The sequence below is a fragment of the Albibacterium sp. genome (genome assembly GCF_035514885.1).
GTDB lineage: Bacteria > Bacteroidota > Bacteroidia > Sphingobacteriales > Sphingobacteriaceae > Albibacterium.
Genome location: NZ_DATJCH010000013.1, coordinates 58,729 through 70,463, shown reverse-complemented (window position 1 = coordinate 70,463; position 11,735 = coordinate 58,729). Strand labels below are relative to the sequence as shown.

Here is an 11,735-nt window from a genome sequence, read left to right as displayed (position 1 = left end):
ATGAATAAGAATAACTTTCCAAAGCTACACAATGCTACATGGCCAGGTATTGTAGGCAAAGGATCTGATTCAGAGCCCGTTATTTCCTTTGATACTATGTTAGAGAAAACCGCTGCCGCCGAGGTGGATGGGATGAAATTTGATGGGGTTGATATTGGATTGTTCGACCCTCATATTGATTTGGATATGAGTGATGATGGGATTAAAAGATTAGCTGATAAGGTTTCAGCATTAAACCTTGATATCGGAACCTTAGTTGCGCCTATTTGGGGTGGTCCGGCAATGGGAAATAAAGAACAAAGGGCTGAATTCGTGGAAATGGTTCGAAAGTCGTCAGTTTTTGGTAAAAAGTTAAGAGAATTGGGGGTTCGTCCATATAGTCTAATTCGCATTGATTCAGCTAGTAATTTAGATGAGTGGGCAAAAGATCCTGTAGCAAACTCTAAGCTGATTGTTCAAACTTTTCAGGAGGCTTGCGATGTTGCGGCCGAATATGGTGAAAGTTTAACTGCAGAAGGCGAAATTTGTTGGGGAGGTATGCATAGTTGGCGGGCCATGTTAGATACATTAGAAGGGGTAGATCGTTCTAATTTTGGTTTCCAAGCAGATATGTCACATACCTTTTTATATCTTTTGGGATACAATAGTCCGGAAGATAGGATTCTTCCGGCAGATTTTGAATGGAGTGACCGTGCAACTCTGGAAGAGGGTTTGAAAACTTTAACAAGTGCCCTTCGTCCGTGGACAAATGATTTTCACGTGGCTCAAAATGACGGAACAGTTTTCGGTTCAGGATCGCATGATAAAACCGGCCGCCACTGTTTAGCAACAGATCCAAATGGAAAATTAGACGTAGTGCATGATGCAGGTTATTGGTTACGGGATGAAAAAGGTGAATTAACAAAGGCGTTTAAACATATTTGCTGGGATGGGTGCATGTTTCCAAATTCCGTGATGATGGAACAGAAGACATGGAATGATATTTTGGCAACCATGATTAAGGTTCGACAAGCACATGGCTGGAATGAATAAGTAAAAGAGGACATCAATAAGAACGATTAGATATTATGGAAAAAAAAGAATTGAGAATAGGATTGATTGGTTGTGGTTTTATGGGTAGAACGCACTCTAATGCTTATAATAGAGTGAAGAACTTTTTCCCTGATCTGGAGTTTCAACCAAAATTACAGGCAGTCTGTTCTAGAAATGAAGAAAAAGTAAAAAGTTTTGCTGATCAATGGGGGTATGCATCATATGAAACTGATTGGAAAGCTCTGATCTTAAGAGATGACATAGATGCTGTAGATATTTGTACTCCAAATAATATGCATGCTGAAATTGCAATTGCTGCAGCCAAAGCTGGTAAAATGGTTCTTTGTGAGAAACCGCTTGCCCGCAATTTAGAAGAGGCTCAGTTGATGGTAGATGAAATAACTAAAGCAAAGGTTAGGAATACCGTATGGTATAATTATCGTCGCCTACCTGCTGTAACCCTTGCAAAGAAGATAGTAGATTCAGGAAAACTAGGTAAAATATTTCACTACCGATCTAATTTCTTACAAGATTGGACAATCAATGAAAATCTTCCTCAGGGAGGTAGAGCCTTTTGGCGTATGGATGCAGAAGCAGCAGGATCCGGTGTAACCGGTGATTTGTTAGCACATTGTATTGATACAGCCATGTGGTTAAATGGGGGTATTATGGACGTCTCCGCTATGACTGAAACTTTTGTTAAACAACGTGTTCATGAAGATACTGGTAAATTACAGGATGTTAAGATAGATGATGCTTGTATTTTTCATTGTCATTTTGATAATGGTTCTTTAGGGTTATTTGAATCATCACGTTATGCAAGAGGTCATAAAGCATTATTCACTTTTGAGATTAATGGTGAGAAAGGTTCTCTCAAATGGGATTTACACGATTTAAATAGACTGGAATATTTTGATAATTCAGATGAGTCTATTGTTAGAGGGTGGCGCTCTATACATGTAACCGATGGCGATCAGCCTTATATGGATAAGTGGTGGGTTCCTGGTTTATCAATAGGTTACGAGCATTCATTTGTTCACCAAGCAGCCGATTTTTTGAAAAGTTTGGAGTCAAATGAGGTTTGTGGCCCTACATTTAAAGACGCACTTGAAACACAAAAGGTGTGTGAATCAGTGATAGATTCGGCAGTCGATAAAGAATGGAAGAATACAAATGTCGAGTGGTAATAATATAATAATATAATTCTAATCAACAACATTATATGTTTTTAACATTTTCATTAGTAGCTTTATTGAGCTTTAGTAATGCTACTGGTCCTGTCCCTCAAAAAGGTACAGACAACGTTCAAACTACAATAACTCAGGACGGTTTTGTGGATATTTTTGATAAAAAGACATTAAAAGGATGGAGTGGAGACCCAGTATATTGGCACGTAGTTGATGGAGTTCTAACCGGAGAAACGAAAGAATCTCTTCCCCCTTTAAAAAGCAACACTTTTTTAATTTGGGAAGGAGGCCAACCCGGAGATTTTGAATTGAAAGTTGAGTATAAGATTTCTTCAGTTGGAAATAGTGGAATCCAGTATCGTAGCGAATATGTTGATGGTGTTCCATTTGCATTGAAGGGTTATCAGGCAGATATTGACGGTAGAAATAACTATACCGGTCAGAATTATGAAGAAAGAAAGAGAACTACACTGGCCTATCGTGGTCAGATTGTAGAGGTACCTACAGAGTTGGATACAGCTAAAGCAAAAGTAGCTAGAAATGCTTGGAGACCTGTAATCGTTAAGGATAGTTTAGGTACTGCTGCGAGTTTAAAAAGTGTAGTACGTGATAATGATTGGAATGAATGTCGTATAGTTGCAAAAGGTAACCGGATACAACACTATATCAATGGAGTTTTGATGAGCGATGTGTTAGATAATGATACGGTAAATCGTAAATTGTCGGGTTATCTTGGATTACAAATGCACGTAGGACCACCAATGAAAATAGAATTCAGAAGCATAAAGATCAAGCAATAGCCATTGTTTGATTCAGTAAACGTAAGACGGGGTAGAACTTATTTGTTCTACCCCGTCTTACGTTTATTTAGTTTCTCATATTGATAAATTGCAAAGGCTGACCGAAATCACCACCTCTACATAAAGCCATAACTTTTTGTAGATCATCAATATTCTTGCTTTGTACACGAACCTGTTCGTCCATAATGGAAGCCTGAACTTTAATTTTGCTTTCTTTGATCTTAGCTACAATTTTTTTGGCAGTTTCCTTATCGATTCCTTCTTTAACCTTTATTTCCTTTCGAATCATATTTCCTGCGGCATTATGTTCTTTGCCAAAATCAAGGCTTGATGCATCAAGATTTTGTTTAAACATTCGCGCAGTAATCGTATCAATGATAGCTTTTAACCGCATATCATCTTCTGTTACAATAGTAATTACATTGGTTTTCTTATCATGTTCAATCGTACTGTTTGAACTATGGAAATCGTATCGATTCAGAATTTCTTTTTTTGCGTTGTTAATGGCGTTGTCCAAAGTTTGAGCATCAACCTTGCTTACAATATCAAATGAAGGCATTTTAGTAGCTTTAGTTTAAATATTCTGTAAAGGTATAAATCATTTTTAACGAATGTTTATTTGATCTCCAATTTGTAAGCCATTAGACTGTTAGCATTAAATGTTGGAACTATCAATAAGCTTTCTTCAGGAATGAAGGTTATATCGGCCGCGTTTATATTTTGATCTTTTGTATCTAAGATCTTTTGAACCTTTGAATCATTACCAACAAAATGGATAAATCCAGACCAACTGGATACTAAGTAATTGTCGTTATCAAGCGCAATGATTCCATCGGCATTTTCCAAACCCTCGCCTAGAGTTTTTATTTCTTTACTTTCTAAATTAGCACATAATAGTTTTTGTGCATTAAACGAAGCAATAATCAAGTCGTTACCTTTAATTAAAACCCCATTGGGTCTATCAAGCTCTTCGCTTTCGATAGCTATGGAAACTTCACCAGCTTGATTTACTTTGAAGATTTTATTGCCCTCTATATCTGCAGAGTAAATATCCCCGTTCGGACCAACAGAAATACCATTAAGTCTTTTGGCTCCTTCAATTTCTATTTTTTCTACGATTTGGCCACTTTCTATATTGATTTTAACGATTTCCGTTCCATCATTTACATAGAGATGACCATCATAGATATCATTGCCTAATGGTGCTCCCAAGTCTTCTACCCAGTGAGCATTTTTTACGCTACCATCTGTATTAACGATAGCTATATAACCATCGTTGTCAATATCATTTGCCCGATTAAGATTAGAAACATACAGAACTTTGCTTGCCGGATCATAGGTGACACATTCCGGAGTAGCTAATTGAGTTGTGTCAGTAGACCAAACGTGACTAAGACTTACTTCAATAGAGTCATTAATGCCTTGGTTTGATTCTGTATTTGTTCCTCCACATGCATATAAGAGAAGGAAGGGAGCAATGAATGTAAGTTTGGATAAGTTTTTCATAAAGACAAAGATTTAGGTTGATAAGGACTGGTTCATTAGGCTATTTTAATTCAAGATAGTAAAAATTTCTAATATTGAAATATGGCCACATGATTATGGAATAATACATAGAACCGCTTTTACAGCACGTTTTTTATGAGTTTACCTGCAATTCTTTCAATTAAGAATTTTGGTAAGAGCCATGACAAAAAGCTTGTTGCTTTATTTTTTAGCCCTGGCACAACCTCTGTTTTTCCTGCTAATAGTGCTTTGATAGCAACTCTTGCTACCTGTTCCGATTGCATATGTACTTTATTAACTAGTTCTAAGCCTCGTTCACTTAAATTGGCCCGTTCCATAAAGGAAGTATTGGTAGGTCCGGGCGAAATACAAGTTACAGAGACTGTACTATTCATCAATTCAATTTTAAGGCTTCGGCTAAAAGAAAGCACAAAAGATTTTGTAGCGGCATATACACTTAATCCTGGTATTGCTTGATAAGCTGCTGTACTTGCAATGTTTAAAATAAACGATTTCTTTTGCTTCTTTAATTGAGGTAAAAAAGCATAAGTAATTGCTGTTAATGTAACCATATTTAAGTGCATCATGTTTTTTAAACTAGCTAAGTCTTGGTTCTCCAGATATCCACTTAGTCCATATCCTGCATTATTTATAAGAATTTCAATTTCAATATTTAAAGATTGTACCCATTGTAATATTTTATCTTCTATGCCTTCTATTGAAAGATCAGCTACGAAATAATGAGCTTTTACAGAATATGTTTTCTCTAATGTATTGCATACATCTATTAAGTCTTCCTCTGTTCGGGATATCAACAAAGTATTATAGCCTTTTGCTGATAACTCCATCGCAATAGCTTTTCCTATTCCTTTACCTCCTCCGGTTATTAATGCGTATGCCATATTTCTTATTCTCTTTAAATATTCTATAAGTTCTGTAAATTAATTGATATTTTGCATGTCATATCGATTTGTAATAATGAAAAAACCATTTGTACTTTCTGGTGGCGGCGCACGGGGATTCGCTCATTTGGGGGTAATAAAAGCCTTACAGGAACAAAAAATTTATCCTTCCGGAATATCCGGTACAAGTGCAGGAGCGATCGCTGGTGTATTTTTAGCGAATGGTTATACAGTCGATGAAGTAATAGAAATCTTAGTGGGAAAACTAAGCCGTCGGATGTTTACATGGAACTCCTTAAGAATGGGTCTTATCTCCTTTAACAAAGTCGGTGAATATATTAAGAAGAATTTGAGGTATCATAAATTTGAAGAGCTGGAGATTCCCCTTTATATAACTGCTACCTCTTTTATTGATGGTACACAAAAAATATTTGATAAAGGTGATATTATGGAAGCTTTAACAGCTTCTTGTGCTATCCCTGCAATTTTTCCGGCAGTTGAGATTAATGGTATTCCTTATGTTGATGGAGGATTATTTAACAACTTACCTGTTGAGCCTTTTTTTAATCAAAAGAAAGATATCATTTGTATTCACGTCAATCCAATTCGTGATTTAAGCGAAAAAAGAGGATTGTGGGAAATAGTAGATCGCTCTTTTCATTTAAGCTTTGTAGAAAAGGTTCGACGGTCTGCTCATGGGTGCTTTATATATATAGAACCGAAAGAACTTATTGATTATAATCTTTTTGAGCTTAGTAAGGCTAGTGAAATTATTGATATAGGTTATAATTATGGAGTGCAATATTTACTTGATCGCCCTAGTCTAATAAAAGAAACATCCTTTCTGAGAAAGTTAAAAACGAATTTAAGTCAATTGGTGAAACAATAAATTAAAGAGAGATTCTTATAAAATAGGATACAATATTTTCCATACAGTTTCTGCTACAATCTTTTGTCCTTCAACAGTCGGATGGATACCATCACCTTGGTTTAATTCAACCTCTCCGGCAACATTCTCTAATAAAAAGGGGACAAAAGCCATGTTATTTTCTTTCGCTAGATTTATGAAAACAGCTTTAAATTCTTCTGAATAACGCTGACCCATACTTGGTGGTACCAGCATACCTGTTAACACCATTTTACAATCCGGCCATGCAGCTTTTACCTTATCAATAATGGCTTGTAAACTTTTATATGTTTCATCGACAGGTAAGCCTCTTAAGCCGTCATTTGCCCCAAGTTCCAGTACAAAAACATCTATCCTTTGCTTTAATAGCCAGTCAATTCTTTCTTTTCCACCAGAAGAAGTCTCACCACTCAGTCCGGCATTAATAGTTTTATAGGGGAGGTTCAAAGAGTCAATCTTTAATTGAATGAGTCCGGGGAAAGCATCATTAGGATCATCAAGGCCATAGCCAGCTGTTAAGCTATTTCCAAAGAAAAGAATAGTTTTCATTTGTGTTGTTTCTACTGTAGTATCAGGAATTGCAGAACTGTCTTTCTCCTGATCTGATTGTTGATTGCTGGTGTTCGAGCAGGCTAATATAAAGAAGCAAATAAAGAATGAAAGCAGTATTCTAAAATTCATATCGTAACGTCAAAATTACTTTTTATAGATTATATTAATCGACAAAGTACTTAATTTATCCGTATATTTTTGCCATTATTGAAAATAACGAATCTAATATAATTATTTAAATAAAATATTTTGGGATCTATTCTAAGTGTAAAAAATCTGGCTAAAACTTATAAAAGTGGTACTAACACTCTAACCGTATTACAACATATTGATTTTGATATAGAGGAGAAGTCAACTGTCGCAATCGTAGGTCCCTCTGGAAGTGGAAAAACTACCTTATTGGGTTTATGTGCCGGACTTGATCGTGCCAGTAGTGGTGATGTGATCCTGAACAATATCAATTTAAACAAACTGAATGAAGATGAACGTGCATGGATACGAAACCAGCATGTAGGCTTTATCTTTCAAAACTTCCAGCTTCTATCCACACTTACAGCGCTTGAAAATGTGATGGTACCTCTTGAATTGCGAGGAGCTAATAATATTAAGAAAACAGCAATGGAACTATTAGAGAAAGTTGGTCTCCAGGACCGGGCATCTCATTATCCATCTCAATTGTCTGGAGGAGAGCAACAACGTATTTCTTTGGCAAGAGCCTTCTCTAATTCTCCTAAAATTCTATTTGCCGACGAGCCTACCGGTAATCTGGACACGGAAACAGGTGAACGAGTAGAAAGGTTATTGTTTGATCTAAACCGTGAAGCGGGAACTACGCTTGTTTTAGTGACCCATGACCTTGAATTAGCTGCAAAAACACAACGTGTTATTCGATTAAAGGGGGGTAAATTGTTGAGTAATGCAGAGTAACGATCAAACATCTTATGCCACTAAGACGAATTTCTGGTGGATATTGAAAATGGCCTTAAGAGATAGCCGGAAGAATAAGTCCAGACTCTTATTGTTTATTTCTTCCATCGTCCTCGGAATTGCATCGATGGTTGCCATATCATCTTTTAGCGATAATCTAAAAACGGATATTGATTTGCAGGCTGCGGAATTAATTGGTGCTGATCTGGTGGTGGATAGTCGAAAAGAATTATCGCAGGAAGCACAGCATTTAGTTGATTCTTTGAAAAGTATAAGCTCTGCTTTTGCCGAAGAAAAGAGTTTTGCTTCTATGGCTTTATTCGAAAAAAATGGCGGGAATAGGTTAGTAGATATTCGGGCTTTAGGTGGCAATTTTCCATTTTATGGAAAATTAGAAACTGTTCCTGAGTCGGCGGAAGGTTCTTTCAGATCTGGCAAAAATGCACTGGTTGATAAGACCTTGATGTTGCAGTTTAATGCTGAAGTAGGGGACCAGGTAGTTATCGGCAACCAGAAATTTACAATAGCAGGAGCACTTACAAATGCACCCGGACAAAGTGGTATATCAAGTTCAGTGGCTCCTGCCATTTTTATTCCACTAGCGTATTTAGAATCAACCGGATTATTGCAAAAAGGAAGTAGAGTAAGTTATAATTTTTACTATCAATTTCCGAAAACAACCGATGTCGATAATATATTAGAGAAATTAGATACACCTTTTGAACTGGAAGGTTTAGACGGAGAAACTATTCAGATGCGTAAAGAAAGTACTGGTAGGTCTTTCGAGGATCTTACAGGCTTCTTGTCTTTGGTTGGTTTTATTGCCTTGCTGTTAGGCTGTATAGGTGTATCCAGTGCTATTCAAATCTACATCCGTGAAAAATTAAACAGTATAGCGATTTTAAGGTGTTTGGGAGTAAGTTCTAGGCAGGCATTTCTTATCTTTCTGATTCAGGTCGCCGGAATTGGCTTGATAGGGTCAGTTCTAGGAGCTGCATTAGGTGTTATTATACAACAGCTTTTACCGGTAGTTCTGCAAGACTTGTTGCCTGTGGCAGTTAGTAATGATTTGTCAATACTTGCAATCGCTAAAGGAATAGCTCTTGGTGTATTCATTTCAATTCTATTTGCTCTATTGCCACTAATTGGTATTCATACCATATCCCCTTTAAATACTTTACGATTGTCTTATGAAGAAAATAACGGTCATAAAAACAAATATAGAACACTAGTTTATGGACTGATCATACTTTTTGTTTTACTTTTTGCGCGAATGCAATTAGATGGCTGGTTTCAAACACTGGCATTTACGGCAGGAGTTTTATTGGGCTTTTTAATTTTGTATGGCGTTTCTCTTCTCTTAGTAAAGCTTGTAAAGAAGTATTTTCCACATTCATGGAGCTATCTCTGGCGCCAAGGCTTATCTAATTTATACCGTCCGAATAATCAAACGGTTATTATGGTAATGGCCATTGGCTTAGGTACAGCGTTTATAGCGACTTTATTCTTTGTAAAGACATTATTAATTTCTCAGCTTTCTTTCTCAGCCGGGAGCAATCAGCCTAATATGGTTTTGTTTGATATTCAATCAAGCCAAAAACAAGAAGTGCTTAATTTGGTAAATAAAGAGAATTTACCAATTATCCAAGAGGTTCCTATTGTTACCGTTCAGCTAGAATCAATCAATGGATATAATGAAGCAGCTGTTAGAAAAGACAGCACGATAGGTCTGTCACCTCGATCATTTGGTCGTGAGCTACGTGTAACTTATCGGGACAGTATAATCTCTTCAGAGAAAATAACTGACGGTCTGTGGATTGGTGAAGTGGGGCAAGGAGATACTGCAAGAGTTTCACTGGAAAAGGAATACGCTGAAAGAGCAGGTCTGAAAATAGGAGATCATTTGGTGTACAATGTCCAGGGACTGATGGTTCCTGCCATTGTTGGAAGTTTTCGGGAAGTAGACTGGAATAGGGTACAGACGAATTTTAGGCTAGTTTTTCCTAAAGGTGTTATTGATGATGCTCCTCAGTTTCATGTTATTATGACGAGAACTCCGAATAGCGAAGCTTCTGCCTTTCAGCTAGCTGTTGTTCAACAATTTCCCACCGTTTCCATTATTGATCTGAATCTTATATTGACCATATTAGATGAAATATTGGATAAGATTGGTTTTGTAATCCAATTTATGGCAGCCTTAAGTATCTTAACAGGTATAATAGTCTTGATTGCTTCTGTTATGATCAGTAAATATCAACGTGTTCGGGAAAGTGTTTTGCTAAGAACCATGGGTGCCAGCAGAAAACAAATATTGACTATTGCGGCGATGGAGTATCTGTTTCTGGGAACCCTAGCTGCTTCTGCTGGAATATTAATAGCCCTGCTTTCGAGTTGGGCATTGGCTGTCTTTAGTTTTGAATTGCCATTTGTCCCTAATATCTTACTTATCCTGAGCCTCTTCGTTGGTGTTTCAGCTTTAACCGTTGTGATAGGTATATTTAATAGTACGGCTTTGTTAAATAGAACGCCACTAGAGGTGCTTAGAAAGGAAGATTAATTCTTTTAATAAGCAAGGTTAATTGATTTTTAAAAAAGACTTATACCATTTGCCCGAATCTTTTATGATTCTTTTTTGAGAATTATAGTCTATATGTACCAGTCCGAAGCGTGGAAGGAATCCTTCTGCCCATTCAAAATTATCGGTAAAGCTCCAAACAAAGTAGCCTTGTACATTTATGCCATCTTGTTTAGCCCTTAATACTTCAGTAATATATTTTTGAAGATATTCTTTGCGCTGGGTATCATGGATCTCACCATGCATAACCTCATCTTTAAAGGCAGCTCCATTTTCCGTTACAATTAATTTTTTAATACCCTCGTATAACGAGAACTTCTTAAGCATTTGATAAATAGATTCAGGGTATACCTCCCAATTCATTGATGTTCTTTCAACATTTCTTTCATTTGCTTTGATGATTTTAGCTTTAAGAAAAGGTGTGAAATAGGAATGTGAGACAATTTCTTGTGTGTAATTCTGGATACCGATAAAATCCATATCGAACTTTAACCTATTTTCATCATCAGCCTTCATGAAATTCTCAATTCTTCTTATTGCTTTGAGGTCTTGAGAAGGATAACCTAAACCTAAGAGTGGTTCAATAAAGGTTCTGTTTAAAAGAGTATCAATCCTTTTTGCTGCCTGTACATCTTTCTCTTTATTGCTACAGGGCTGAATGTAAGAACATGAAAAGGTAGTTCCAACAGAAAGGTCATTGCGTAAGGATTTAATAATGCGGCCTCCTTCAGCCTGACAGAGTGCCGCATGATGGGTTGCTGCCAGAAAATTTGAAAGACCCTTCTTTCCAGGTGCGTGTACACCCAGAAAATAACCGGCACCTGTAAATACCATGGGCTCATTCAATACCATCCAGTTTTTTACTCGATCTCCAAAAGCACTAATGCAAAAGCTTACATATTGACCAAACCAAAATACAATATCCCGGTTAGTCCAGCCACCTAAGTTCTCTAAAGCTAAGGGTAAATCCCAATGATAAAGAGTAATCCAAGGTTGTATATTCAGTTCCAGACATTGATCAATCAAGCGGTTATAGAAATCAACACCCATTTGGTTTGGGCGGCCTGTTCCATCTGGGAAAATCCTGCTCCAGGAGATTGAAAATCGGAAATTAGAAATATTCATTGCGCGCATTAAAGCAAGGTCTCCTTCAAAACGATTATAGAAATCGCAACTAATATTTCCTTTATCATTGTTGAGAATCCTTCCTCTTTTGTTTACAAAATGATCCCATATTGATTCCCCTTTTCCAAAAAGATTATGCGCACCTTCAATCTGGTAGGCGGCAGTAGATACACCCCAGATAAAATCATCACCAAAATCCGATCTATTCATATACTATTTGAT

At 36.8% G+C, this 11,735-nt stretch carries 11 protein-coding genes; 6 read left to right on the top strand and 5 right to left on the bottom strand.

From position 1 onward, the window contains the following. From VL047_RS08110 to VL047_RS08100, 3 genes are read left to right on the top strand one after another with little or no spacing between them, the layout of a single operon-like run. On the top strand, positions 1-1,032 hold the full coding sequence (locus VL047_RS08110; RefSeq protein WP_325359621.1) for a sugar phosphate isomerase/epimerase family protein: 1,032 nt from the start codon (positions 1-3) through the stop codon (positions 1,030-1,032). Positions 1,033-1,067: 35 nt separating this feature from the next. Continuing rightward, a complete protein-coding gene (locus VL047_RS08105) occupies positions 1,068-2,219 on the top strand; it encodes a Gfo/Idh/MocA family oxidoreductase (protein WP_325359620.1) in 1,152 nt (383 codons plus the stop codon). 35 nt (positions 2,220-2,254) lie between these two features. Continuing rightward, a complete protein-coding gene (locus tag VL047_RS08100; protein WP_325359619.1) occupies positions 2,255-3,019 on the top strand; it encodes a DUF1080 domain-containing protein in 765 nt (254 codons plus the stop codon). 67 nt (positions 3,020-3,086) lie between these two features. Here the strand turns inward: VL047_RS08100 and VL047_RS08095 are convergent, their stop codons facing one another. The 3 genes from VL047_RS08095 to VL047_RS08085 all read right to left on the bottom strand — a co-directional run bounded on the left by VL047_RS08095 (position 3,087) and on the right by VL047_RS08085 (position 5,427). Beyond that, positions 3,087-3,578, bottom strand: coding sequence for a YajQ family cyclic di-GMP-binding protein (locus VL047_RS08095; RefSeq protein WP_325359618.1), 492 nt, complete (start codon positions 3,576-3,578; stop codon positions 3,087-3,089). A gap of 56 nt (positions 3,579-3,634) precedes the next feature. After that, positions 3,635-4,525 carry a hypothetical protein gene (locus VL047_RS08090; RefSeq protein WP_325359617.1) on the bottom strand — a complete coding sequence of 297 codons (891 nt, stop codon included), beginning with the start codon at positions 4,523-4,525 and terminating at the stop codon, positions 3,635-3,637. Positions 4,526-4,644: 119 nt separating this feature from the next. Further along, on the bottom strand, positions 4,645-5,427 hold the full coding sequence (locus VL047_RS08085) for an SDR family NAD(P)-dependent oxidoreductase (protein ID WP_325359616.1): 783 nt from the start codon (positions 5,425-5,427) through the stop codon (positions 4,645-4,647). Positions 5,428-5,503: 76 nt separating this feature from the next. Between VL047_RS08085 and VL047_RS08080 the strand changes: the two genes are divergently transcribed. Next, complete coding sequence (locus VL047_RS08080) at positions 5,504-6,316, top strand: patatin-like phospholipase family protein (protein ID WP_325359615.1); 813 nt, start codon at positions 5,504-5,506, stop codon at positions 6,314-6,316. Positions 6,317-6,331: 15 nt separating this feature from the next. Here the strand turns inward: VL047_RS08080 and VL047_RS08075 are convergent, their stop codons facing one another. Beyond that, a complete protein-coding gene (locus tag VL047_RS08075) occupies positions 6,332-7,015 on the bottom strand; it encodes an arylesterase (RefSeq protein ID WP_325359614.1) in 684 nt (227 codons plus the stop codon). Positions 7,016-7,132: 117 nt separating this feature from the next. Here VL047_RS08075 and VL047_RS08070 point away from each other — a divergent pair, with 117 nt between their 5' ends. Together VL047_RS08070 and VL047_RS08065 are read left to right on the top strand one after the other, a co-directional pair. Next, positions 7,133-7,813 (top strand): ABC transporter ATP-binding protein, encoded by a 681-nt coding sequence (locus VL047_RS08070; protein ID WP_349255177.1) that lies wholly within the window; start codon positions 7,133-7,135, stop codon positions 7,811-7,813. Continuing rightward, positions 7,803-10,370, top strand: coding sequence for an ABC transporter permease (locus VL047_RS08065; RefSeq protein ID WP_325359612.1), 2,568 nt, complete (start codon positions 7,803-7,805; stop codon positions 10,368-10,370). The genes VL047_RS08070 and VL047_RS08065 overlap by 11 nt, the downstream gene beginning before the upstream one ends. 18 nt (positions 10,371-10,388) lie before the next feature. Here VL047_RS08065 and VL047_RS08060 read toward each other — a convergent pair whose 3' ends face one another. Further along, the gene (locus VL047_RS08060) at positions 10,389-11,723 is read right to left on the bottom strand and encodes a GH1 family beta-glucosidase (RefSeq protein ID WP_325359611.1); all 1,335 of its coding nucleotides are present in this window, start codon (positions 11,721-11,723) and stop codon (positions 10,389-10,391) included. Positions 11,724-11,735 lie beyond the last annotated feature (12 nt).

Coding starts and splice junctions, on each gene's coding strand:
- VL047_RS08110 (WP_325359621.1), top strand. CDS start 1: ATGAATAAGAATAACTTTCCAAAGCTACACAATGCTACATGGCCAGGT.
- VL047_RS08105 (WP_325359620.1), top strand. CDS start 1,068: ATGGAAAAAAAAGAATTGAGAATAGGATTGATTGGTTGTGGTTTTATG.
- VL047_RS08100 (WP_325359619.1), top strand. CDS start 2,255: ATGTTTTTAACATTTTCATTAGTAGCTTTATTGAGCTTTAGTAATGCT.
- VL047_RS08095 (WP_325359618.1), bottom strand. CDS start 3,578: ATGCCTTCATTTGATATTGTAAGCAAGGTTGATGCTCAAACTTTGGAC.
- VL047_RS08090 (WP_325359617.1), bottom strand. CDS start 4,525: ATGAAAAACTTATCCAAACTTACATTCATTGCTCCCTTCCTTCTCTTA.
- VL047_RS08085 (WP_325359616.1), bottom strand. CDS start 5,427: ATGGCATACGCATTAATAACCGGAGGAGGTAAAGGAATAGGAAAAGCT.
- VL047_RS08080 (WP_325359615.1), top strand. CDS start 5,504: ATGAAAAAACCATTTGTACTTTCTGGTGGCGGCGCACGGGGATTCGCT.
- VL047_RS08075 (WP_325359614.1), bottom strand. CDS start 7,015: ATGAATTTTAGAATACTGCTTTCATTCTTTATTTGCTTCTTTATATTA.
- VL047_RS08065 (WP_325359612.1), top strand. CDS start 7,803: ATGCAGAGTAACGATCAAACATCTTATGCCACTAAGACGAATTTCTGG.
- VL047_RS08060 (WP_325359611.1), bottom strand. CDS start 11,723: ATGAATAGATCGGATTTTGGTGATGATTTTATCTGGGGTGTATCTACT.